Source organism: Chryseobacterium sp. NG-CE01, from assembly GCF_055695505.1.
On record NZ_CM146369.1, the window covers coordinates 2,435,839 to 2,460,516 of the forward strand.

Consider the following 24,678-nt stretch of genomic DNA (forward strand, 5'->3'; position numbering starts at 1 on the left):
AACCAAATTATGAAAAAAATACTCATTCCGGTCGGTGCATTGTTTGTCGCAGGTGTTTTAACTGCCCAGACATCTCCCACTTCCACAGAAAACTACATTTACAGCAAGACTTATTTATCAGATCCTTCGCTTCCGGGAACAGCAAAAACATCTGAAACCGTTCAATACTTTGATGGACTAGGTAGGCCAAATCAGGTTATAAATATTAAAGCTTCTCCATCCGGAAAAGATATAGTCACTGCAATTCCGTATGATCAGTTCGGAAGGCAGGTGGATTCATGGCTGCCGGCTCCGATGCCGACCCAAAATGGTGGTATTCAACAGAGCGTCACTAGTGCCGCCCAATCTTTTTATGGTGATAATAGTGCTTTTTCCCATAGGGCCCTGGAATCTTCTCCATTAAACAGGGTATTGTCACAAGCGCAGCCCGGAACAGGCTGGCAGGGGCATAATGTAGGATATGAATACGGTGTAAATGATGCGGAAGATGTAAAAAAATATACTGCGACCTTCAATTATACAAATGCTCAATCCAGCTTATCCGTTGTGGGAACGTATGCGGTATCCAAGCTGTATAAAAATACCATCACAGATGAAGATGGGAACCAAACGTTAGAGTTTAAAAATGGAGAAGGACAGGTTGTTTTAGTTAGAAAGATAATTAGTACGATGGAAAAAGCTGACACTTATTATGTTTATAATGAATACAACCAGTTGGCTTTTGTCATTCCTCCTTTAGCCTCAAAAATTCAGGCTCTTTCGCTATCTGATATAAATAATCTTTGTTACCAATACAAATATGATGGCAGAAATCGTTTGATAGAGAAAAAACTTCCGGGTAAAGGTTGGGAATATATGGTATATGATAAGCAGGACCGACTGGTGATGATCCAGGATGCCAATATGGGAGTCTCAAAGCAGTGGTTTTTTACCAAATACGATCAGTTTGGCAGGATCGCATATACGGGACTTTACACCAGCACTCAAAATTACGGAAGTGCTGGACGAGCATTGGAGCAAGCGAATGCTGATTCCAAAGAGAGCAATAATGTGATGCGTACCACGGCGGTAGGTTTTACAAGTGCAGGCATGGATGTATATTATGATAACACGGCTTCCAGCAGTTATCCCAGTACCATTACGAAGCTTTTGAGTATTAATTATTATGACACATACCCTGCTTACAGCTTCAACCCTGCATTCCCAACAACAATTCTGGGAGAAAGTACAATGACTGATGCTCCGACTACAGATGGATTAAGTACCAAAAACCTTCCGGTAATGAGTCTGGTTAAAAATATTGAGAATGATAACTGGACGAAAAACTACACTTACTACGACAAAAAAGGAAGAGTCATAGGAAGCTACTCAATAAACCATTTAGGAGGTCGAACAAAGGTGGAATCTAAGCTCGATTTTGCAGGAGCCGTTCAGCAAAGCATCACCACTCACAAAAGACTGAATGCCGATACGGATAAAATCATTACCGAGAACTTCACCTATGATCAGCAGAACAGGCTTAGCATCCATGCGCATCAGGTGGGTTCTGCGACTGCTGAAATCTTAGCACAGAATACCTATAATGAAATTTCACAGCTTCAAACCAAAAAAGTGGGCGGAACTGTTTTAGGAAGCGGGCTTCAGACGGTTGACTATACGTATAATATACGTGGATGGATGACCCAGATCAATGATCCTGATAATCTTGGAGGCGATCTTTTTGGTTATAAGATCAATTATAACCAGATTGAAGGACTGGCCATTCCGAATTCCGATTTTCCGGATCAGATTGTAAAAGCAAAATACAACGGGAATATTGCTGAGGTATCATGGAAAACAGCAACAGAACAAAATGAACCATTAAAAAAATATGGGTACACTTATGATGCACTTAACAGACTTACTGCCGGATTTTATCAGAAAGCGGGCAATGAATCAGCGAAAGAATATTTTGAAAAACCGGAGTACGATCTCAATGGAAATATTACAAGGTTAAAAAGATCCGAAGGCCTTGTAGCTGGCAGCACTAATGCTTTGATGATTGATAATTTGAGTTATGAATATTCTGGAAACAGGTTGATTAAAATAAGGGACGAACAAATTGGAAACAGCAAAGGATACCCTTCTCTCTCAGCTCACAATACCATTACTTATGATAATAATGGAAACATGATCACCCATCCGGATAAAGGTATCGATGGGATAACTTACAATCTCCTCAACCTTCCTAGCATTATTAAAGTTAATTCTGGGGTTAAGGGAGCAAAAACAACTCAATACACCTATAGGGCAGACGGAGTAAAAGTGGCAAAAACATTTTTACAGAACTCTGTTATGAATACCATTTTATATCTTGATGGATTTCAGTATAATTATTCCGCTTCTTCTGTTGCAGGCTCTGAACTAAAGTTCGTTCCGACTTCTGAGGGATATTACGACTTTATAAATAATTCCTATATTTACAATTATACTGATCATTTAGGAAATGTGAGATTGAGCTTTACGGATACCAACAAAGACGGTATTATACAGCCAAGACAATATTTTGTGCAGGAATGCGACGGGCCAATGGATCCTTTGAATCCGCCCAATTGCATAGATTATTGGAAACCCGGCGAGATCGTAGAGATCAATAATTATTATCCATTCGGGTTATTGCATAACTATACCGTAACTACCGCCAATGCATATCAGTATAAGTACAATGCCAAAGAACTACAAGAAACGGGAATGTATGATTATGGCGCGAGATTTTACATGCCGGATGTTGGTAGATGGGGAGTTATTGATCCGTTGGCGGAGAAATATTTTAATATATCGCCATTTAATTATACCGCAAATAATCCTATTCTTTATATTGATCCCGATGGGATGCAATTAGATTTGAGTAATATAATGAAGAAAGGTAATGAAGAGCAATATAAAGCTTTTGTGTTTTTTGCTAAAACAAAAGAAGGACAAGCCTTTTTATTAAAATATATGGAGAAAGGACAAAAAGTTGAATATGGAGGAAAGACTATTTTTGAAGCCAAGGCTAATGGAGAGTATCATAATAAAGGGATAGATCTATCATATGGAGTAAAAACAGACTCATCCGTAGGAGGGTCTACAACAGGCAAAATTAAGGGAGATGAGAAGAATGTCTCGATTTTGATTTCAAATAAAGCATATGGCGATTCTGGCAGTCAGTTTTTTAATACCTTAAGACAGATAGTTCACGAATCTTTTGTTCACGCTGATTTGGAAGCTAACGATCTTCAAGATGATGGTTATCTTAATTCAAGTAGCATTCCAAAAGAATACAGAAAATATGACACTTGGGAATCTCAACATGGGCAACATTATTATATTCAGAATGAGTATTTAAAAGATCCTACAAACAATAAAGTAAATACATACACTAAGCAGGGGTTTCAAATTCTTAAGCAAGCAAACGAAGCTCTAAAATTAAAGCTAGGTAATTCTCAGATAAAAACTGAAATGTGGAATTTTAACGGGTCTATGATAAAAGTAGATAAAAATGGAAACCTCAAACATAAAGACCAATAGTTGTATGAAATTAATTAGTATTATAATGATTAGTTTACTCTTGCTTTCATGTCATAAAGAAAAGCAAGAGTATATTGAAGTATCATTGGGATTTAGTATGAATCCTAATGAACCAAGGATTGGAATCCTCATAAATGACAAAGACTCTTTGTATGTATGTAAGGAAGATTTAATATCAGTTGACAATGGAGTAAATTATAAATATTTTAAATCAACTCAAAAGATTGATTTTGCTTCTTACAAAAAGAGAATATTAAACTCTTTTTATGATTCAATTCAATTCAAAAGTACTCCTGATGCCCAACCACGACAGGTAAATTATTATTTAAATGGGAAGAATCTCAAATTTAGATTTTATTCACACGAATTATCAAAGAGGCAAGAGGAAATTATTGAGGACTTGATTTTACTAAAAGAAGATAAAAGTCTTAAAGAAATTCCTTATCATAAGTTTTCACGGGATCTGCTAGATTCTAAAATTCCTAACCCGCCACCTCCACCTAAATAACATTAAAACTATAAGTACAACGGCAAGGAACTGCAGGAGACCGGAATGTATGATTACGGCGCAAGGTTCTATATGCCGGATATTGGAAGATGGGGTGTATTAGATAATTATAGTGAGAATTATTTTCCTATTTCTCCTTATACTTATGTAGCAAATAATCCCTCTAAATTTATCGATATAAACTGAGAATGGATATATATTAATGACCAAAATGGAACTCAGTATAGATATCATAACGGTGCCACACTGCATCAGATCAATGGAAAATGGACAAATGTGGATGCAAATACTCAATTATCAAATTTTGTTGTTGATACTGTAGCTGGATTAAGCCATTTAGATAAAAATACCTCTATAGGAAATGAAATGATTGGATATTTTGATCAGGCGCAGGGAAAAGATGGAAAAGTAAGGGACATTTTTTTTTATTATACCAACTGTGGGTCGCAAGTAAAATATGGCATAAGTAATATAATTGAATTAAACCCGTCTTCAACCAGAGGAGTTTGGAGTACTTCAGGTAATGCTTCCTCACATTCAACATTATACACAACAATAGCCCACGAAATGGGGCATGTGTACGAGAATTATGCTTTAGGCGTAACGTCTCAACCTGAAACAAGATTTGGACCTAACAGTACTACAGTAGAAATATATGGTACACACGTAGAAAACATCGTAAGAGCTGAATCTGGTCTACCATTAAGAACACATTATGGAAGTTTATGTATAGGATCGAAATGTAAGCCTAATGATGACGGAAGATTAATAGATAACGCAGGAAGTAGTATTTATTATAATTCAAATGGAGGTCAAATATCTCCTATTCCTAATGTTCAGAGCGTTCTTAATTTAAACAATACAATATTGCAAAATGAATATAATTATATTGGAGCTGCTACATATTATTTTATGCGAAAAATTAAGAATCTTGGTAGATAACCTATAAACTTTTGAAATGAAAAACATTATTTTAATATTCATTCTGATTTTATTCTCTTCTTGTAACTCTCAAGAAAAAATTTCTTTAAGACAAATGAATGAAAACTTATTAAGAGATAAAAATTCATTTGCTTACCATGATTCAGCTGCAATTAAAATACTTACAGAAGGATATGATATTTTTAGGCTATCGGGCGCGAGGACTAACGATATAGATCCAGAAAAAAAATATTCTCATATTTATATAGAAGATGGTTTTCATGATGTAGAAGGTTTTTACAATGGAATTTTTATTGTAAATAATAAAAATATTTTCGAGGTTACTACGGATCCGTATAAATTACAATATGACAGTCTATCTTATAATAAAGTAATAGAGAAAAATGAAATTGTTTTTTATACAAAGAAAATTTCTGTAGAAGATTTTAGGAATAAGTATGTTGATGAATACTTTAGATATGAATTAATTATTCAAGATAAAGTTAATGCTTTTAAAAATTGTTTGGCAATAGATAAGTACACACCCAAATCAATTATTTATACAAGAAACTATTACTTTGCAGGAAAAGGAATTAAAACTTACAATTTACCAATAAAGTACAGTGATATCAAAAATGGTATTAAAGGGCTACCATATTTTAAGGAAGATAAAAAGAAAGAATTTGTAAAATGTATTAATGAATTGAATATATTGAAAATAAATAATTAACCGATTTTATGGATTTGTAATTTGTTAGTAATAATAAAAATCCCGTCGCTTTGCTGTGAGCGGCTCATCCAACGACCAATGTTATTTATTGATTTTAAAAAGATTCAACTGCAACTGGAAAATAAGGTAATAGATAAAAAGTTAGGTGTAGAAGCGAAATGTATCAATTACCATAGTTGCAGCGGTGAAATGTTATTTAATTTAATTCACAGTAATTTATAAAATTAAAGGTATAACGAAGTAGCATAAATGTATTTTTTAAAGTCATTTAATAGGGGTGAGATTCGCGCGGAAAAGTAGAAAAAAAAGATGTAGCAGTATTTTGATTGTGTACTACTTTTGTACACCTTGTATTGTGTCAACCACCATTAATAGAGACTTCTATAGATACTGCATTGGGAAATAATTTAGCTTTTCTTTGATTTCTTTTTCTTTTATTAGTAAGTGTTTATCTAAATTTTCTTCTCTTTTGGAGTTTATTTTTAATATCACTTCCAACTTTTAAAAACTACAAAGTTGTACAAATCCAAGTCCATGAAAATATCACTTTAGTCAAAGAAAATTGAAAGACGGTAGAATAGTCTGTCGATTGAGTTTATCATGGTTCCGAAATATTGAAGCGGGAAAAAGAATACTTGAGGAGTTTTGAGAATTTAGATTCTTTTAGCCTGGGTTCGGTTTAAGCGAAGTTTAAAATAATTGACCATCATTTAATTTATTTTGGAAAGAACGAGTATGCAGAAGGCTTCCAAAAATATCATTATAAAATTGTTCACACTTCGGTGGCGCGTATATTCTGATGAAAGTCAATTGTAATGGTAATGATTTCAGAATCGCCCATTGCTGAAGAGATTCCTCTTTATAAAATCATCAATCTCTACGAAAATATTTGTCTTTAAAATAAGTAATTTGTTGTAAGTATTTGAATATAAATATATTAAATACGTGAATTATTGTTTTTTATTGCAAATTTATTTTTATGCTTATCCCGAACTCAGGTTTTGAAAAAATGATAATCCTCTTTATTCAGAGACATTATATCAACTTTGATATCCCAGCAATTTTCTAATCTGGTAGAAAAACCTTTCAATGAGCCTTAAATCCTGAGTCACGATTTCAGCATTTCCTCTTAACTCTTTGTCGAATTTCAAAGTTTTGTTGTATGATGTTTTCAATCCTTTTGGCAGCACAATATCTACATAATAATTTCCCTTATCATCAGGAATGAGCGAGATGTTCTGTACTTTTCCTTCAATAATTCCATATTCTTGAAAGCGGTAGTTGTCTAATTTAAGCAACACCTTTTCTCCGGGAATAATCTTTCCGGAATTTATTGTTGGGACAGACATTCTACCCACCAATTGATCTGTACGGTCTGGTAAAATAGATAATATAGGATCACCTGCTTTCACGAACTGGTTTTCACCATAAAACTGCTGAAAACTTGCCATTCCATCAGTTGAAGAAATAATGAGATAGCTCTGTTCCCATTGTTTTAGAGATTTTCGAAGCTGCTCGAATAACTGTAGGGTTTGAGATGAATAGGTAATTTTATCTTTCTCTGTATTAATGGCTGTTCCGCTTTTTGTTTTATTGAAATTAGAAATGCTTTCCTGTAATTGAGAAAGAGAAATATTTAAGTTTTCTAAATTTTGCTGAGCCTGAAGATATTTTATTTTTTCATTTTCAAGCTCTACTGAAGCAATCACACCCTGGTTAAATAATTCCTGTGACCGTTGATAGCTTTTTCGGGAAAGTTCTGCCTTTGCAAGTTCAAGATTTTTTTGTTGCTTTAAAGTAGCAATCCTGCTTCTGGATTCTGATATGCTTAGATTGGCAGCAATATTTTCAGGAGCATAAGGTTGCAAACGTGTAAACAAACTCTCATCCTGAAACGCTTTTGCAAAACTATTGTAATCACCCTGAAGTTCACCCAGTTTAAAATGAGAAACTTCTTTAACAGGAAAAGAAAGCAGCTGATCTGAAGCGATAGAATCTACGAGTTTTTTAAGCTTTAAAACATCCTGATAATTTGCTGTAGACTGCAAAACCATCATTACATCACCTTTTTTTACTTTTTGATGATCTTTAATGAATATCTTTTCGATTTTTGAGTTGCTTCTTGCTTCAATTTTTTCAGGCGGGTTTTGAGAAGTTACAACAATGGGAGCCGGAATAAATTCCGGATATTTAATAATATAACTCATCACCAGAATGAGCAGTAGTATGATAAATATAATCGTATTTCCCCATCGGAACATCCAATGTGGTGGCTCCGTGAGTATTTCCTGAACGCTTTCTGAGCGGAGTTCTATGTTGTCAAGTAAATCTTTTTCTTTCATTCGTTCATGAAAATAGTAGTTTTTTTCTTAAGCCTAACTGGTTTTAGACACGCCAGGTCTTATCTGATTGTATGTTTTTATTGTAAACTTTGTAGAAGATTTAACTATTACAAAGCATCAATTTCCCAGTTCCAGTTGATTTTTAACGAGTCTGTAATATTCTCCTTTCAGAGCAACAAGCTCGGTGTGGTTTCCTTCTTCTACCAATTTACCTTTGTCTAAAACAATAATTTTATCGGCATGTTTTACGGTTGATAATCTGTGAGCAATTACAATAGCGGTTTTACCTTTAAAAAACTGTTCCAGGTTTTCCATAATTACTTTTTCATTATTGGCGTCTAAAGCTGAGGTGGCTTCGTCAAAGAAAATGTATTCCGGAGATTTGTAAACGGCTCTTGCAATGAAAAGTCTCTGCTTTTGTCCACCACTTACACCGACACCCTCGTTTCCTATTTTTGTGTTATAACTTAAAGGTAAATCTTCAATAAAGTCTTTAATATTGGCAATTTCTACTGCTTTTCTCAGTTTGGTTTTATCTACATAATCTTCACCTACAGCAATATTATTGGCAATGGTATCATTAAAAACATAACCTTCCTGCATTACCACACCGCACTGATCTCTCCAGAATCTAGGCGAAATATTTTTCATCTGGGTATTCCCGATTCTAATATCACCTTCATTAGGTTCATAAAATTTCATTAATAATTTCAGCAATGTTGTTTTTCCGCTTCCGCTGGCTCCAACGATTGCCGTTGTTTTTTGATAAGGAATATTTAAACTCAAATTTTCAAAAACAAACTGGTCTGAACCGATGTACCTGAAAGACATATTGCTGATTTCTATATCTTTTTCAGGGATGTCTGTGGAATATTGCTCGTCTTTACTCTCTTCATCTTCTTTATCATGTATTTCACTTAATCTTTCCAGAGAGATTTTGGCATCCTGAGTTTGCTTGATAAAATCGATCAGTTGCAACAAAGGGCTATTCAATTGACCAATGATGTATTGAACCGAAAGCATCATTCCTAAAGTAAGACTTCCGTCTAATACCAATTTGGCAGAAAGAAAACTCACCAGAATATCTTTTATTTGGTTAATGAAATTTCCACCGACTGACTGCCATTGTTCTAATGACAATGATTTTATTCTTATCTTAAAAAGTTTCACCTGCAAAAACTCCCAATCCCAGCGTTTTTGTTTTTCGGCGTTGTGCATTTTGATTTCCTGCATCCCGTTAATGAGTTCAATTACTTTGCTCTGTTCCTCTGAAACTTGTGAAAATCTTTTATAATCAAGCTCTTTCCTTTTGTTAAGAAAAAAGCTTATCCATCCTATGTATGAAATGGCTCCGATTATGTAGACGACAAATAACCTGTAATCATAGAATAATAGTACAATACTGAAAATAATGAGATTAACCAATGAGAACAGGGTATTTAATGAAGAATTGGTCAGAAGCTGCTCGATTCTGTGATGGTCATTAATTCTTTGCATTATATCACCGGTCATTCTCGTGTCAAAGAAACTGATCGGAAGTTTCATCAGCTTAATAAAAAAATCAGAGATGATTGAAATATTAATTCTTGTTGAAAGATGAAGTAAAATCCAGCTTCGGATAACTTCAATTCCCATTCTGCCAAGAAAAAGCATAACCTGAGCTAACAAGACAAGATAAATGAAATTAATATCCTGATTCTGAATTCCTACATCTACAATACTTTGTGTAAGAAAAGGCATAATAAGCGACAGTAAACTTCCCGCCAGTAAACCAACGGCCAACTGAATGATGAGCGATTTATATTTAAATAAATATTTATACAAAAATGAAAAGCTGGCTTTGCTTTCATGATCATCAAATTCAGTTTGGAAAAAAGCAGGCGTCGTTTCAAGAATCAAAGCAATACCTTCTTCTGTTTTTTCATTGGCATTTTCACCGATCCATCTCTTAATAAATTCTTCTCTGGAATAAGTGATCAATCCGTAACTAGGATCGGAGATGTAAACAATATTGTTTTTATCGATCTTGTAAACGACTACAAAGTGATTTTTATTCCAATGGACGATACATGGAAAAGGAACTTCTTCGGCAAGCGTATTAAAATCGATCTGAACACCAATAGAACGGAAACCAAGGTTTTCAGCTGCATCACTTAATCCCCACAGGCTACTTCCTTGTCGTGTAGTTTCTGAAAGGTTACGAATCTGTTGCAACGAAATACTTTTTCCGTAGTGTTTACTGATTATTCTGAGACAAGTGGGACCACAGTCTTTTACATCAGGTTGTTTATAAAATGGAAATTTCGTCATACTGAGAAGTTAGGCGTTCAACGACGTCATATAAAATGCTGTAATTAAATTCATGAGAAAAAGAATGATTGTTAATCAAAATAAATGGGGCATAATAAATTTTATTTTGATTAGACCACTGGTTGCTTTCTGCAAAATAATTTGAAATTTTTATTTTTTCTTCTTCGGTAGGATTAAAATTATACTGATTGATGTTTTCATAATACTCTTTATATACCTCTCCTAAGACATGATGAAACTCTTTAAAGTTGTCTCTGATTAACATTAATGCTAATTTTTTATAAATTAGAATTAACTCTTGTTCAGAGTCTTCAAAATCAACAAAAAAGGAAAATTTAATCTCTAAACTGTCACCAAAATCATCAATTATCTGTGATAAATAACTGTGTAAATCTCTACAGTGTTTACATGTAATACTTGTATAAATGAATAGAGTATTTTTATTATTGTTTAATGGTGTATTAAATAATTTTGGGGGAAATATTTCTGGACTATTAAATACTATTTTGCTGATATATTCTGGATTATTGCTAATTTTCCGAGCACTAATAGCTTGTTTTTTATAAAAACTTATATCAAAAAAATATTTTTTTATTAATAATATACTATAAAATAAAAAAAGAAAAGTCCCGGAAAAAAATATAAATTTTGAGATAATATTCCAATTTATATAAAATTTATTGAAATTATAAATTAAAATAGATTGTAACACGAGCACTATGGATGTAAAAACACATATTTTACATATTTTCTTTAAATAAATCTGATAACAGATAGAAATTATAATAAAAAAATATGATAGATAGCTTATTTGAGCTAAGACAGGATAAATACTGGTTTTAAATAGTAAAATAACAACAATTTGTGAGATAAAATACGTTAAAGAAAGAACTCCGAAATCAAGAAATTTAAAAATCTTCCAATCTTTTGAGTTTTGAACGGCAGAGCATTTTTTACTGCAAAAATTATTGAATACAGAATTGTTCTCAAATAAATCTTTATTTGAAAGCATTGCTAAAAATGTTCCTGTAAAAGATAATATCATAAATACTTTTTGATTTATTGATATTAAATTAAACCAAAGAAACAAAATCAAAAGAATTGTTCCTGAAAAAGCGACCAGGAGAGAGGTATGTTTTTTTAGAAAATATTTTATTAAATTATTCCTTTTGGTTGAGGCAATAATATAAGGTTCGATTGCGGCTGCTGATATTTCGGTATTGTCAACAAATAATCTATTATCTTTTTTGTAAATAAGTACTGGCACATTAAGTTTGTTGGTTGCAATAAACGTTTTTGGCAATTCTTTTAAAGTGCTTTCTGAAATATCATAAATATCAATATCTGTAACATATTTTGCAAGAGTCTTAAATAGATTGTAAATATTAATACTTCCTAGCGAAAGTAAATCCAATTCCAGATTTTTATCTTTATTAAAAATGCGATTACTATTAAGAAACTTATCAATCAGTAAAAAAATATTTTCTCTCATAATTAAAACATAAAATCACTCCAATCATTATTTTTATACTCTATAGTCAACAAGGTTAAAACAGCTCCAACTAAGCCGTTTAGCATTTCCTGATTATCCAATGTATAGGTGTAATTTTCATCTTGCCTTTCTTTAGGAAAATAAATGGTTTTTCCTTTAAATAGTAACTGTTGATTGAGATGAATAAATAACTGCTCTTCCCAATATTTTAAATTATTACTAACATCTGCATATTTATTAATCTTATATAAGCTCATATAGATTCCAGAAATACCATGACAGAAGGAAGTGTTTAGAAAATTGTAGTCTTCAAAATTTATTAATCCAATATTTTGAGTATTTCTATTTTTTAATTTATTTACAGAATGAATAATTTCTTCATTATCTATCCCAACTGCATCGGCAGCGTATAGTAATGAGTATATAATTGTAAGATCACCATAACACCATGCAAACTGTGAGGCATTATCCATCGTTCTATTTTGTGGATCATACATTCTTCCATATGAATAATCTGGATGTAAAGACTGAATATTCAGATAAAAAGTAATAATATCTTGTATAGTTTCTTTAATACGTTCTTCTTTTGCAATCTTTAAATAAATTTTACTCATTACTAAAAGAATGCTTGACAAACCATGCGCGAAGCCTAAATTCAGTTCGTTTTCATTATTGTCTGAGGTAGCATTTTTGAAAAATTTAGCTATTCCGTCAATGTAGGCAAAATATATAGATCGTGGAAGAAAATTAGCATCCTCGCTATTGAGTATCAGATTTAATTTTCCTGTTGCTCCATACAAAAAATCAAAATCATTATCAGTAATACTATTTTCTACAGATTCTATTAGATAATCTTTTATCGAATCATAATCTTCCGAGGTATCTTTAACGCCACATTTTTTTATATATTGAATTGTCCATGCAACGCCATCAAAACCTTCTAACATTGAGAAAGAATAATCAAACTCAGGAATGACTTGTATTAGCTTTTCATATAAAACCAATGCAAGCTCTTTATATCTTTTGTTTTGGGAGAGCCTATAATTTGTGGCAAGTAGAATAAGCGTTCCAAGATCCTGCTCAATGAATGGTTTCTGCATTTCTTTAGTGTCATTAAATAAAGAAATGCATATTTCGTCGAGATTAATATTTTGTAGCATAATTTGTTTTTCCTAGCAGATTTTTATAGTATTTATAAAGTAAGTTATAAGTAACACATTCACTTAGTCTGTTATGATTTGGAAAGAGCCTTATAAAATTCATGTGAAGGTAACTTTCAAGCGCATAAAACTGGAAATCATTCCTAAAGAACATTGGGTTTTCTTTCAGAAATACTATTTCCCGTATATTATAAGTATTTAGCTCTGAACTTTTCTTACTGAGAATTTCAAATACATCTGTTTTATAAGAAGTGTATTGTATGTTTAATTCTTTATTAATGCTTTTGTTATAATTGAATTCGGAATTGAATCTGTCTTTCAGATTATTGATATAGTTTAATTTTTGATTTAAAGAAAGTCCGTAATGATCCAAAAGCTCATCTACGTATTTTAGATTAATAAGCCATTTTTCATAATCTCCCATAGAAGAAGCATGTAATGCTGCGTTAAACTCGCTGTTGAGATAAAACACGGTTTCGCTTTGTTCAATTTCAGGGTATCTTTCAATCTCTCTTTTGTATGAGTCGATGATTATGTTTTTAATAAAAATCCGGTCAGTATATTTTTCGATAGCACCAATAAATAATTGGTTAAGGGATGTTAAATCAATTCCTTCAGGATGATAAAATCTAATTCTTAAATGATATGCCGGATCATAATACCGGATAAAAAACCATTTGGTGAATAAAAAATTTTCATTTAGTTCATTGATAATTGATTGTAGATTTTTTATCAGTTCTTCACCTGTTTTTTCACTCAAATAAATTTTATAAGACAACCATTCTTCTCCAGGCCAAAATATTCTTTTATTCATACTATTGATTTTTCAGGAAGAAAAGAACTTCATTATTATAATTATTTCCTGTAGTATCTTTTAAAATACTCTCATTTTGTTGATTAAAAAAGCTTTCTTTAATGGTTATCGAGTGTTTTTTTTGAATTTCATTAATGAAAAAGCTCATTTGTAAGGGGTTTGATATATTGATTCTAAAACCATTTTCACCAATAGAATTATCAAACAAATAAAATATAGGATCAATCTTATGTTCATTAAAAAAAGTTAATATTTGTTCTGGGGATTTTAATTGATTAACATTTGTTTTATTTATATGCCATTGCCTTTGTGACAGAATAATATTTTTATAACGAAGTCTTGGAAGAGAGACAAAATGATCTGTGAAAAATGAACTCCACGTAAAGCCTATTGAAGTAATATCCTTATAAGCAGAAAGATCGCATAAAAACTGATAAATAGGGACTACATTATTCTGGTAATGATCTGCATTCGAATTGATTATTTTAATATATTTTCCACTTTGGGCATGTTTCAATTTCAAACTGCCATTTTCTATGCCCAATAAAATATCTTCCATTAAAATAGCATTCTCAGAAGATGATCTCCCTAAGTATTCTACTTCATATTTTCTGGATTTTTCTCTAGAATTTATGTTATGAGATTTTAAATATGACAGATGCAGCAATTCTACAATAATCTCGTCTTCATAGCTCTGATCTTCGATGTGATAAATTTCTTCTATAATTTCTTTTACTTCAGGAACTGAGGAATACCTATTGATAAGTTTGGCAGCCGTTGTTCCTCCATAAAAATCAAGATTAATGAGTTTTGTACCTAATTGAGTTAAGGCAAAAAAAGTTGCAGGAAGTGTTTTTTGTGAATTCCCGTGATTAATATTTTCAAATTTTTCTAGATCTATTTCTTCTAAGGATGGATTATTAATAATCTCGGTCAGAATTTGATTTTCAATGTAGGAGAGAGAAAAAGTGTTTGCATTTTTACTCGTTTCAGCCTTATTATACATTGAAAATAAGTTGTTTATAATGCTATTGGGGATACTGCTACTATTTCCATATCCGTAATTAATTCCTACATCAGGATCTAAAGCAATATTTATGGGGATAAATTGCTCTTCAAATCTTTCAGAAAATTCTTTTATGAAAGCATCAAGTTTAAAATGAGAATCGGTTGGAGAAAAATATTTTTTGAAAAAAGGCACAGCATTTTTTATATCATCATAGTATTTTCCGGATAGTAAGGAAGATGATGTTTTAAGCTTTGCATCAATATGTATATAATTAGTTTGGCGTTCTATATCCTTATCCAAGAATTTATCTATCTTTCGATTACTTTCTAACATTGTGTCGAAATTTAAATTTAAAAACTCGCTTTCAACTCCTAATACCAGAGAATGTAAGTTTTCTCTATATGTTTTTAATGATCCTGATAATGGAAGCTCGCTGTTAGTTGTTAATATTTGGTTCGTCGTTAATTGATTAATAAACTCTGCAATTTCTTCTACTTCCAGAGTATTGTCTTTTGATAATAATAAATCCTGAATTTCGCGTAAGCTTTTGAATTCTTTCGCTGCTTCTAATATAATATCCAAATATTCGTTGGCTTCAAGGTTAACTTTATTAAAAATTCGATTATTCAGAGATGCATCATGATATTCAAAATAGCGATATTCATTTAACAGTTTGTACAGAGAGCTGTTGGTTTTGTATAACTTTTCATCCTCATCAGTTTTAGAATCAGAAAGTAATTTATATAAAGTTCCGTTTTCTATTCTTTGATATTCTTCGATATCGCCTTGTTTCCATGTAAGATCTGTGTTTTCCGAAGAATGACTCACAAAGAATCCCGAAAACAAGCCAAAAGGAGGGCAAATAGAAGAGGATCTTAAGACATATTTTAATAAAGTATTTGTTTTCTCGCTTTCTATCTCTTTATTTTGAAAAGCATTTTCTAGCAAAGAATAAAAAGTAGGAGAGGCCAAATAAATACCTTTTCTGAACAGAGCATTCTCATTATAGAAACGGTGAATATCTTCAACGCTTATAAAAGAATCTGCTGTTTGAAGAGGCAGCAAAGGAACTCTGAAAAATTGCTTAGATGAAAGAGGCATTATAATGTAGAGTTAAAATGATTATAAGATTTTAGAGATGTATCAAAAGTTTTTGTCCTGTACAGTTTGTTCTATCTCAATTATTTTATTTTCTCTTTCGAGCTTAATTTTAATAGGGATGCCGAAAAATTTTTTAAGAAAAGAATACATATCACAGTTGTTTTCTGGAGGTGTTTCTCTATTAATACTTATCAAATTATCTCCCAATTTCAACTTGTCATTTTTAGTAGAAAGTGTTACGATCGTGTTTTTCTTTGTTCCCGTATCATATCTGATATAGAATCCTAAATTTTTTAAGCTGGTTTCGCCAAAATAATTTTTGCTGATTTGTTTTAAATAGAGGTTTTTCCCTTTAAGATCTAGATAGGAAATGAATTGACTGATGAAAGAAAAGCCCATATTATTAAAATCATTTCTGGAGGTTTCAACAGTTTGATCTTCTATATTGAGTTTTCCTATTTGTATTTCTGCATTATATATCGTGTGATTTATATCTTCATCATTATTGACACCGTGTATTCCGTAACTGCTTCCTTTACTTTTATATGTAGTGTGTTGAGTTGTTTCTATATATCTTTCAAGTTTATAATCTGATATGCTTAATTTACCATGACTTCCTGTATCAAATAACACGTATCTGTCCTGTTTTCCAATTCTTACCGGAACACGTGGATCTATAGATTTTCGTAGTTTTATTTTTGTGAAATCTTGAATTTTATCTTCGTTAAAGCTTAAGGGATTATAAAAAAGAATTTTTCCTTTCTGGGGATTAATCTCAATAATATAATCTTCCATAATATCCCGTCCAATGATTCCGCTAAGAACCAAATTGTCACAACCAGCATTTGTAAATATGCTTAAGTCACTATAAATAACTTCTTTATCTTCAATCCGTTTGCTTGATAAATTAAAAGAAAACTTAACTTGATTCATCGATTTTACGGCACTGCTAATTCCTCCCACATTATCTACTTTACTTGTAATCGGAAGATTAAGGAAAACATTTGAATTAACTACTGTCTTAAAAGCTCCGGTATCAAATGCAAACCGATAGTCTTTATTATTAACAGACACTTTTACAATAGGGATTCCATCTAAAACCTCATAAGGAATAGTTAGTTCTTGAGCTTTACTTTTGGCAAAAAATAAAATAGATATAAGAAATAGGCTGATTTTGTACATAGCTGATTTTTTTTGTAAAAGAGGTTATCTACTTTGAGATAACCTCTATTGCTTTATAATACTAATGTTTATTATGGTTTTGGAAAAGGAGGTTGAGCACCGCCATCGCCTCCAAATATAAACTTGATATTAATATCAACCTGACTTCCGGGGGTACAGCATTCTTTACCCTTTCTTGATCCCGAAGCGCAGCTTATAAGACAAAGACCACCGTCAATTTGTTGCATTTGCTTTTTGTCGAGAGTTTGAATTGTCTTCTTATTAAGTTGTAATTTTTTCATGATTTACTATTGAAATTAAACTTGAAAAATTGGTTTGTCAATAGGTAGCTCTAAATCTCCGAGACAACAAGACTTACCTTTTCTGGAGCCAGAAGCACAGCTTATAAGGCAAAGACCACCTTCAACTTGCAACATCTTCTCCTTATCAAGAGTCTGAATTGTTTTCTTGTTAAGATGTAGCTTTTTCATAATAAATGAATATTACAGTTTTATTGTTCCTTTTGGCCCATCTGTACCCCATTCACCACCAATTTCTATATCTTGTGATGGTCTGTCGCAACAAGCTTTACCTTTTCTGGAGCCAGAAGCGCAGCTAATAAGGCATAGTCCTCCGTCAATTTGTTGCATTTGTTGTTTGTTAAGAGTTTGAATCGCTTTTTTGTTTAGTTGTAATTTTTTCATGTTTTAAAATTCTTAAAATTAATTATTGTTTTTGCCATATAATCCCTGACATTGGGAGGTTTGCTGATCAGCGGTTTTGATATTTATATTTTTGTACTGTACACATACAAAAAAAATAAACATTCGTACTTTATTTCTGAAGCAAACTTATTGAAGAATTTTTACTGAAAAAACTAAACGAAATCTAGATTTATAAATTTATAGCCATAGATTTATAAAAATAGAATATTTATAGTGTTGAAAATAAGCTATTTATGAGTTGTCTGAGAATTGATATGTTTTTTCAATCTCCTTAATGTAAATAGATAATGTCGTTCCCGTTTTTTTCTTAAAAGCTAATGAAAAAGCCTGTTCATTATTGTATCCTAGCTCTTCTGCTATTACATATAATTTATAAGAACGAAATTTTTTATCTATTACTAATTTGTTAATTGCATAGTTTATACGCAGATCATTAAGATATGCAGCAAAATTTTTCCCTTTATAAGTATTGATTATTTCTGATAAGTAAGCAGTATTCGTTTTTGTACTCTTTGCTAAACTTGCTAATGTGATACCTTTCCTTAAAAAAAATTCTTTGGCTTCAAAGTTCTCCAATTCTTTGAGGATAAATGATACAACTTCCTCTGGAATTGTTTTACCTGTTTTATTTTCTGTTTCAGTTAAATTATCTTTATTTTCCTTAATGGACTCGGTTTCTAAATTACTTGAAGGAACATCATCTACAGTTGAGGATTTAGCTGTTTCATTTGGCAGCGCGGGTATATTTGTATTTAAATAAGAACCTTCAATATTTTTTATTTCAATAGAATTAATCAAATCCTGAGCAATTTTTCTGTGCTTTTTTTCTGTCTTTTTAGATTTGCTATAGAAAAAGGACAATAGTACAATTACTATTAAAAGAAAACCAATAGAAACATATAAAATTATTTTCCGGTTTTTTAAATCACTGATAACCTGCTCTTTTTCTTGTAATAAATTAGGGGTGTCATATTTTTTTGGCAATTCTGTGGATAAATATTTGAATTGCTCATCCAGTTTTTTATCAACTTCTAAAAACCTTTCAATATAATAAAGCTGTTTTTCTTTATTGTTTTTACTTTTATAATAATCTATAAGATAAGTATACACGTCTCGTAGTTCCGGAAAGCTATTGTTGGTTTTTACAATCATAGTATCTATTTCTGTAAAACTCTCAACGGCTTTATCAGTTTTTTGTAATCCTATGTAAGCTTTACCTAAAACAAATAGTGTGTAATACATATTTAGGTCAGTAATATCTTTTGAAAAATATTTTTTGCATAGCATCAGGTCGTATTCTGCTTTCTTATAGTTTCCCAGTTTTACATCACTATAACCTGATAAGGATAGATATTTATGGTAATTATATTTGTCGTTGTTTTTTAGAGAAAATCGAATGCCATCATTGATTAGTATTTTTGCAGAATCAATTTTATTCATTTCAATATATGCGTCTATTAAGCTTTGTTTTATTTGATGACGCTCAGTATCGTATAATGTTTTTGTATTACTTAAGTAATATCTGAATATTTTTGCGGCTTCTGTATGTTTTCCAATTGTGTTTTTTAGAAAGGCAATATTAATTTCTGCAAAAGCAATTTGCCGCTCGTTCTTATTTTCCTTTGCGTACTTTAATGCTAAAATATAATCATCTAATGCTTTTTTTAAATGATCAAATTTAAAATGTAGATTACCCCGCATTAAATAAATTTTAGCAGGATATATCTTTTTATCTAAGCTTTTTGAAATGGCCTGTACACTGTCAATGTATTTTATTGCATTTGGAAAAGATGAATTAAGCTGCATCAACATATAACCTTCTGCAATTTGACGTTGATTTTTCTCTAATTTTGACTTTTGAAGAAAATATTGAGCTATTTTGTCGCTTTCTTTAATTTGGTCTCTATAATAGTAATCATCAAATTTAGTTTTAAGATCCAGGTAGGTGTAGTTTTTTAAGGAATCATTTTCTGACTTGATTTGAGCATTGAAAGTATTAATTTTGAATAATAGCAAGAACAAGAAAAAGAATTTCGTTTTTATCATTTCGATTTAATGTAAGACAAAAATATCACTTTTAATTGAATAAGTTGTTGTTTTAAAAGGTTTGTTAATTTTAAAGAAAAAAAATAATGTGTTGTTAATCAGTATTTTCGCTATATAAATTTATAAATCTATAAACCAAATGGATTGCGGATTAGAAAAATATCTTTTTATTTGCATCGATTAAAATATAATAAATATGAAAAAGCAATCTCAAAACGAAAAAAAATTGTCTTTAAAAAAGCTGCAAATGACAAAAATTAATAACATGAAAGCGGTTTACGGGGGTCTAGGCAATACTGATTATGGTAACAGCTTTACCAGAACAAAAGCCAACAGTACGCAACCACAGTTTAGTTTCGGTGATAATGATGATACCATTGCAACCAAACCGAAAACTTTGGGAAGCGGACTATAGATTATAAAGAATGAAAATTTTAATATTTATAGTTACAATTTTTTCAAGCTTACTTTTTGATGCTCAAAAAGTAAGCTTAGCTCCGTCAATGCCAGTTACCGAAACGTATTTTGGTACTAAAATAATTGATGAATATAGAAATTTAGAAAAGGTTGAGGATTTATCTACGAGTAACTGGATGAAGCTCCAGACTAATTACAGTACTTCTGTACTTAATAAAATTTCTAAAAAAAACTATTATTTACAAAAAAGACTGGAACTTGATGAGAGACAAAGTTATGCAGTATTTGATCTGAAGATAACGGATAATGATAAATATTTTTATTTAAAAAAGAATGCAAATGAAAAAGTAGCGAAGCTTTATTATAGAGAAACATTCTTAGGAAAAGAAGAATTGCTTTATGATCCATCAGATTTTATCTCTACTTATAAAAATGTAAATTCTAAACACGAGTATATAATCAATTTTATAAGTCCAAGTTGGGATGGTAGTAAAGTAGCTATATCGCTATCTGAACAAGGAAAAGAAACGTCAGAAATAATAATCATTCAAGTTAAGACAAAGCTTGTATTAAAGGATATTATTACCAATACAGATCCCGCAACTATAGGTGGAATAAAATGGCTAGATGATAATAGTGGTTTCTTCTATGTTTATTTTCCTACAATAGATCCGAAGTCGTCCCAGTTTAATAAGAATACTCAGACTTTACTATATAAAATTGGAGATGATAAAGGCGAGAAAAATGATGTGTTTTCATCTAAAAATAATCCATCACTAAAAATAACAGAAGATCAGTACCCGATTATACTAACATACAATCAAAATGAGAATTATTATGTCGGGATACTAGCTGATATGGATAAATATCGTAATACATTTATCATAAAAAAAGAGAGTTTACTTCAGAAGAAAAAAGATTGGGTTCCATTGTACAGTAAAAATGATAAGGTGTATTCTATGAAATTAGTTGGTGACGAAATCATCTTTCTGTCAGGATATGAATCACCAAATTTCAAATTGTGTAAGACCAGTATTAAAAATTCAAACTTTAAAAATCCAACAGTTTTAGTCTCGGAAAAGAAAGACGAAGTTTTTGTAAATTATACAATAACAAGTGACGGTATATACTATTCCACCTCAAAAAATGGTGTTGAGGCTAAATTATATCTATACAAAAACGGGAAGAGTATTCCTATAAAACTTCCTTATACTTCAGGCAGTGTAGAATTACAAAGTAAAGGGGTAAATTTTTCAGATTTATGGGTAAGTTGTTCCGGTTGGGCTAATGATGAACAGCGCTTCAGGTATGATTTAAAAACAAATACGTTTAAGACCGAAAATCTTGCTTTGGTAATTGAATATCCTGAATTTAAAGATATTATTGTTGAAGAAGTTATTGTTAAGGCAAGAGATGGTGAAGATATTCCTTTATCTTTAATTTATAATAAGAATATTAAGAGAAACAGCGAAAATCCGGTTTTAATAGATGGTTACGGCTCTTACGGATTGTCGCGTACACCTTTTTTTGCCAAAAGTTACTTGCTTTGGGCAAGTGAAGGAGGAATTATGGCCATTGCTCACGTAAGAGGAGGTGGTGAAAAAGGTGAAAAATGGCGCTTAGGAGGGTTCAAAGAAACAAAACCAAATACATGGAAAGATTTGATTGATTGTACAGAATTCTTAATTAAGCAAGGATATACATCAAAAAATAAAGTTGCAGTTTGGGGAACAAGCGCAGGAGGAATTACGGTTGGAAGAGCTATAACCGAAAGACCTGATTTATTTAAAGCTGCTATCGTTGAAGTAGGAATGACTAATGCACTTCGGGATGAGACGACAGCCAATAGTAATGCTAAAGAATTTGGTAGTGTAAAAAACCCAGATGAATTTAAAGCTCTATTAGAAATGGATGCTTATAATCACATTAAAAAAGGTGAAAAATATCCATCTACTTTAGTTACAGGAGGAATAAATGATGAAAGAGTAGCGGTGTGGCAGCCTGTGAAATTTGCAGCCAAATTAATGGCAAATAGTGCCTCAGATAATCCGGTACTTCTTAAAATTGATTATGAGGGAGGGCATGGCGGAAATGTTCCGATTGCTCAAAGATATGCTAATTTAGCAGATATATTTAATTTCGCATTTTGGCAATTAGGTCATCCTGATTATCAACCAGAAAATACACGCAAAAAATAAATGTCTCAATTTCCGTATCATTTCTTTCAAGAGTATATAGTACGTACTTCAGTATATTCATGCAAAAACTTTAAGGAAAAAGCTGATAAGGAGTTTTTTTCTGCTGAAGAATTAAAAAAGATTTGTGCAGATCCTGTTTTTCAGGAAGCAATCTATTTGGCTTCTCCCGATTTGTATAAAGAACTCAGTCAATGGTCATCTTCAGAAAAAGAATGCCCCCCCAAACTTAAAAATACTATTCTAAAATACTATACCAGAATGAGTACGCGATGTACTCCTTTCGGATTATTTTCAGGGGTTAGTTTAGGGAAATTCATTAAAGAAACCGAAAATCATAGAGTTTTAAATTATAAGCAAGCACAAATAAGAGACACGAAGTTTGATATGCACTTCCTTGTTTCGCTTGCAAAAACGTTAGAGAAAAATCCTTACATCAGAAGCCGGCTTCTATATTTACCGAATAATAGTATTTATAAAGTAGGAAAGAGAATCCGCTATGTTGAGTACGAATATAATGAAGGAAAAAGAGAGTATATTATCTCTTCTGCTCCATATTCTGACGAGCTGTCTAAGATTTTGGATTTTTCCAAACGCGGAGTACCTGTAGACAAATTGGCTGACATCCTGACAGATAATGACATAAGTAGAGAAGAGGCCCAGGAATTCGTAGAAGAATTAATTGACAACCAGGTTTTGGTAAGTGAGTTAGAACCTAATGTTTCAGGATACGATTATTTAGATGCGATTATTTCTGTGCTGCATAAAATTGAAGCTAAAAACGAAGTTGAAATTCTCTTAAGAATTAAAGAAAAGCTCAATCAATTAGATTCAAATATTGTAAACCCTATCTCTTCCTATTCAGAAATTGAAGAATTGATTAAGCCTTTCATTGCAGAATATGAACAAAAGTATCTTTTCCAAACAGATCTTTATTTTAAAGATGAATTTACAATATCAAGTCATTGGAAAAAAGAAATTAAAAAAGGATTGTATTTTCTGAATAAAATCACTTCGTTAAGTAAAGACACCCCTATTGAGCAATTTAAAAAAGCATTTTATGAAAGATTCGAGACCCAGGAAATGCCCTTGTCTTATGTATTAGATACAGAAATAGGGATCGGCTACCTTCAAAATACAACTGCTAGAGGAATTCATCCTTACTTGGAAGATTTAAAAATTCCTAATTATCAAAAAAAGCAAGATCTTCATATTAAGTTAAGCCCATTTCAAAGAATACTTAACGAAAAATTACACGAAGCTTTATTAGAAAATCAATTTGTAATCTCTCTAAATGATGATGATCTTAAAGATTTTGAGGAGCAATGGTATGATATTCCGGATACTTTATCTGTTATGGGAGAGATCATCTCTGAAAATAAAAATCTGAAATTATGCATTGGAAGTATTGGTGGTAGTGCAGCAAATCTTTTAGGAAGATTCTGCTCAGACAAATCCGATGTTCGAAAATTAACAGAAGAGATTGCAAAAAAAGAAAAAGAATTAAATTCTGACCATATTTTAGCAGAAATTATTCACTTGCCTGAAGCTAGAATAGGAAACATCATCAGAAGACCAACATTGCGTGAATATGAGATCCCGTATTTAACGACATCTATTTTACCTGAAGAAAAACAAATTTGTATAGATGATCTTTATATTTCTTTAAAAAATGACAAATTAATATTGCGATCAAAGAAACTTAATAAGGAAGTAAAACCTTATTTAACCAATGCGCATAATTATCACCATAATGCTTTGCCCGTTTATCATTTTTTATGTGATTTACATTCGCAGAATCTACGCAAAGGATTGTATTTTAATTGGGGAGGGTTATCTAGCATATATAAATTTTTACCAAGAGTTGAATATCAAAATATTATTATATCAAAAGCTCAATGGAATATCTCAGAAAAAGATGTTGCTTTTCTAGAATCGATTATAAACAATGAGAATAAATTTCTTTTAGAGATAGAAACATGGCGAAGTAAAATAAAAATCCCTCAATGGATACAATGGACTAAGTCAGACAATATTTTACCGTTTAACTTAAAAAATTATGATCTAGCAAAACTTTTTATCCAGACAATAAAAAGTGAAAAGTCAATCACAATTGAAGAGTTTTTGTATAATGAAAATGATGATTTCAAGCGCGAGTATATTTTTCCGATGTATAAAGAAAAAAAATATAAATGATA

The 24,678-nt window shown here is 31.4% G+C and carries 18 protein-coding genes and 1 pseudogene; 8 read left to right on the forward strand and 11 right to left on the reverse strand.

Features of this window, described 5'->3' with window-relative positions; translation table 11 throughout:
• Positions 1–9 precede the first annotated feature (9 nt).
• The 5 genes and pseudogenes from ACYT6F_RS11520 (at position 10) to ACYT6F_RS11540 (ending at position 5,708) form a co-directional block, all read left to right on the forward strand.
• Complete coding sequence (locus tag ACYT6F_RS11520; protein ID WP_472597817.1) at positions 10–3,549, forward strand: DUF6443 domain-containing protein; 3,540 nt, start codon at positions 10–12, stop codon at positions 3,547–3,549.
• Between the two features lie 25 nt (positions 3,550–3,574).
• Positions 3,575–4,057 carry a hypothetical protein gene (locus ACYT6F_RS11525; RefSeq protein WP_472597818.1) on the forward strand — a complete coding sequence of 161 codons (483 nt, stop codon included), beginning with the start codon at positions 3,575–3,577 and terminating at the stop codon, positions 4,055–4,057.
• A gap of 9 nt (positions 4,058–4,066) precedes the next feature.
• Positions 4,067–4,234: pseudogene (locus ACYT6F_RS11530) on the forward strand (RHS repeat-associated core domain-containing protein); the annotation flags it as partial.
• Between the two features lie 99 nt (positions 4,235–4,333).
• Complete coding sequence (locus ACYT6F_RS11535; RefSeq protein WP_472597819.1) at positions 4,334–4,999, forward strand: hypothetical protein; 666 nt, start codon at positions 4,334–4,336, stop codon at positions 4,997–4,999.
• 16 nt (positions 5,000–5,015) lie between these two features.
• On the forward strand, positions 5,016–5,708 hold the full coding sequence (locus ACYT6F_RS11540; RefSeq protein ID WP_472597820.1) for a hypothetical protein: 693 nt from the start codon (positions 5,016–5,018) through the stop codon (positions 5,706–5,708).
• Positions 5,709–6,748: 1,040 nt separating this feature from the next.
• Here the strand turns inward: ACYT6F_RS11540 and ACYT6F_RS11545 are convergent.
• The 11 genes from ACYT6F_RS11545 to ACYT6F_RS11595 all read right to left on the reverse strand — a co-directional run bounded on the left by ACYT6F_RS11545 (position 6,749) and on the right by ACYT6F_RS11595 (position 19,868).
• Positions 6,749–8,050: an HlyD family secretion protein gene (locus tag ACYT6F_RS11545; protein ID WP_472597821.1), complete on the reverse strand. Its 1,302-nt coding sequence runs from the start codon at positions 8,048–8,050 to the stop codon at positions 6,749–6,751.
• Between the two features lie 117 nt (positions 8,051–8,167).
• A complete protein-coding gene (locus tag ACYT6F_RS11550) occupies positions 8,168–10,360 on the reverse strand; it encodes a peptidase domain-containing ABC transporter (RefSeq protein ID WP_472597822.1) in 2,193 nt (730 codons plus the stop codon).
• Positions 10,338–11,852 carry a vitamin K epoxide reductase family protein gene (locus ACYT6F_RS11555; protein ID WP_472597823.1) on the reverse strand — a complete coding sequence of 505 codons (1,515 nt, stop codon included), beginning with the start codon at positions 11,850–11,852 and terminating at the stop codon, positions 10,338–10,340. The genes ACYT6F_RS11550 and ACYT6F_RS11555 overlap by 23 nt, the downstream gene beginning before the upstream one ends.
• 2 nt (positions 11,853–11,854) lie before the next feature.
• Entirely contained in the window at positions 11,855–13,012 is a 1,158-nt protein-coding gene (locus ACYT6F_RS11560) for a lanthionine synthetase LanC family protein (RefSeq protein WP_472597824.1), read from the reverse strand.
• Positions 12,996–13,826 (reverse strand): thiopeptide-type bacteriocin biosynthesis protein, encoded by an 831-nt coding sequence (locus tag ACYT6F_RS11565; RefSeq protein WP_472597825.1) that lies wholly within the window; start codon positions 13,824–13,826, stop codon positions 12,996–12,998. Before ACYT6F_RS11565 ends, ACYT6F_RS11560 begins: the two co-directional genes overlap by 17 nt.
• Before the next feature lies 1 nt (position 13,827).
• Complete coding sequence (locus ACYT6F_RS11570) at positions 13,828–15,936, reverse strand: lantibiotic dehydratase (RefSeq protein WP_472597826.1); 2,109 nt, start codon at positions 15,934–15,936, stop codon at positions 13,828–13,830.
• Between the two features lie 42 nt (positions 15,937–15,978).
• Positions 15,979–17,118 carry a pepsin/retropepsin-like aspartic protease family protein gene (locus ACYT6F_RS11575; protein WP_472597827.1) on the reverse strand — a complete coding sequence of 380 codons (1,140 nt, stop codon included), beginning with the start codon at positions 17,116–17,118 and terminating at the stop codon, positions 15,979–15,981.
• Positions 17,119–17,189: 71 nt separating this feature from the next.
• Entirely contained in the window at positions 17,190–17,399 is a 210-nt protein-coding gene (locus ACYT6F_RS11580; protein WP_472597828.1) for a class I lanthipeptide, read from the reverse strand.
• Between the two features lie 15 nt (positions 17,400–17,414).
• Complete coding sequence (locus ACYT6F_RS11585; RefSeq protein ID WP_472597829.1) at positions 17,415–17,588, reverse strand: hypothetical protein; 174 nt, start codon at positions 17,586–17,588, stop codon at positions 17,415–17,417.
• Between the two features lie 12 nt (positions 17,589–17,600).
• Positions 17,601–17,801, reverse strand: a complete 201-nt coding sequence (locus ACYT6F_RS11590; RefSeq protein WP_472597830.1) for a class I lanthipeptide — start codon at positions 17,799–17,801, stop codon at positions 17,601–17,603.
• 252 nt (positions 17,802–18,053) lie between these two features.
• Positions 18,054–19,868 (reverse strand): helix-turn-helix domain-containing protein, encoded by a 1,815-nt coding sequence (locus ACYT6F_RS11595; protein WP_472597831.1) that lies wholly within the window; start codon positions 19,866–19,868, stop codon positions 18,054–18,056.
• 247 nt (positions 19,869–20,115) lie between these two features.
• Here ACYT6F_RS11595 and ACYT6F_RS11600 point away from each other — a divergent pair, with 247 nt between their 5' ends.
• From ACYT6F_RS11600 to ACYT6F_RS11610, 3 genes are read left to right on the forward strand one after another with little or no spacing between them, the layout of a single operon-like run.
• The gene (locus ACYT6F_RS11600) at positions 20,116–20,283 is read left to right on the forward strand and encodes a hypothetical protein (RefSeq protein ID WP_472597832.1); all 168 of its coding nucleotides are present in this window, start codon (positions 20,116–20,118) and stop codon (positions 20,281–20,283) included.
• 10 nt (positions 20,284–20,293) lie between these two features.
• Entirely contained in the window at positions 20,294–22,483 is a 2,190-nt protein-coding gene (locus tag ACYT6F_RS11605) for a prolyl oligopeptidase family serine peptidase (protein WP_472597833.1), read from the forward strand.
• Positions 22,484–24,676 (forward strand): lantibiotic dehydratase family protein, encoded by a 2,193-nt coding sequence (locus ACYT6F_RS11610; RefSeq protein WP_472597834.1) that lies wholly within the window; start codon positions 22,484–22,486, stop codon positions 24,674–24,676.
• Positions 24,677–24,678 lie beyond the last annotated feature (2 nt).

What these genes read in the sequence shown, in the direction of transcription:
- ACYT6F_RS11520 (WP_472597817.1), top strand. Translation starts at nt 10, where the DNA reads ATGAAAAAAATACTCATTCCGGTCGGTGCATTGTTTGTCGCAGGTGTT.
- ACYT6F_RS11565 (WP_472597825.1), bottom strand. Translation starts at nt 13,826, where the DNA reads ATGAATAAAAGAATATTTTGGCCTGGAGAAGAATGGTTGTCTTATAAA.
- ACYT6F_RS11525 (WP_472597818.1), top strand. Translation starts at nt 3,575, where the DNA reads ATGATTAGTTTACTCTTGCTTTCATGTCATAAAGAAAAGCAAGAGTAT.
- ACYT6F_RS11610 (WP_472597834.1), top strand. Translation starts at nt 22,484, where the DNA reads ATGTCTCAATTTCCGTATCATTTCTTTCAAGAGTATATAGTACGTACT.
- ACYT6F_RS11600 (WP_472597832.1), top strand. Translation starts at nt 20,116, where the DNA reads ATGACAAAAATTAATAACATGAAAGCGGTTTACGGGGGTCTAGGCAAT.
- ACYT6F_RS11550 (WP_472597822.1), bottom strand. Translation starts at nt 10,360, where the DNA reads ATGACGAAATTTCCATTTTATAAACAACCTGATGTAAAAGACTGTGGT.
- ACYT6F_RS11605 (WP_472597833.1), top strand. Translation starts at nt 20,294, where the DNA reads ATGAAAATTTTAATATTTATAGTTACAATTTTTTCAAGCTTACTTTTT.
- ACYT6F_RS11580 (WP_472597828.1), bottom strand. Translation starts at nt 17,399, where the DNA reads ATGAAAAAATTACAACTTAATAAGAAGACAATTCAAACTCTCGACAAA.
- ACYT6F_RS11540 (WP_472597820.1), top strand. Translation starts at nt 5,016, where the DNA reads ATGAAAAACATTATTTTAATATTCATTCTGATTTTATTCTCTTCTTGT.
- ACYT6F_RS11590 (WP_472597830.1), bottom strand. Translation starts at nt 17,801, where the DNA reads ATGAAAAAATTACAACTAAACAAAAAAGCGATTCAAACTCTTAACAAA.
- ACYT6F_RS11595 (WP_472597831.1), bottom strand. Translation starts at nt 19,868, where the DNA reads ATGATAAAAACGAAATTCTTTTTCTTGTTCTTGCTATTATTCAAAATT.
- ACYT6F_RS11575 (WP_472597827.1), bottom strand. Translation starts at nt 17,118, where the DNA reads ATGTACAAAATCAGCCTATTTCTTATATCTATTTTATTTTTTGCCAAA.
- ACYT6F_RS11545 (WP_472597821.1), bottom strand. Translation starts at nt 8,050, where the DNA reads ATGAAAGAAAAAGATTTACTTGACAACATAGAACTCCGCTCAGAAAGC.
- ACYT6F_RS11585 (WP_472597829.1), bottom strand. Translation starts at nt 17,588, where the DNA reads ATGAAAAAGCTACATCTTAACAAGAAAACAATTCAGACTCTTGATAAG.
- ACYT6F_RS11570 (WP_472597826.1), bottom strand. Translation starts at nt 15,936, where the DNA reads ATGCCTCTTTCATCTAAGCAATTTTTCAGAGTTCCTTTGCTGCCTCTT.
- ACYT6F_RS11555 (WP_472597823.1), bottom strand. Translation starts at nt 11,852, where the DNA reads ATGAGAGAAAATATTTTTTTACTGATTGATAAGTTTCTTAATAGTAAT.
- ACYT6F_RS11560 (WP_472597824.1), bottom strand. Translation starts at nt 13,012, where the DNA reads ATGCTACAAAATATTAATCTCGACGAAATATGCATTTCTTTATTTAAT.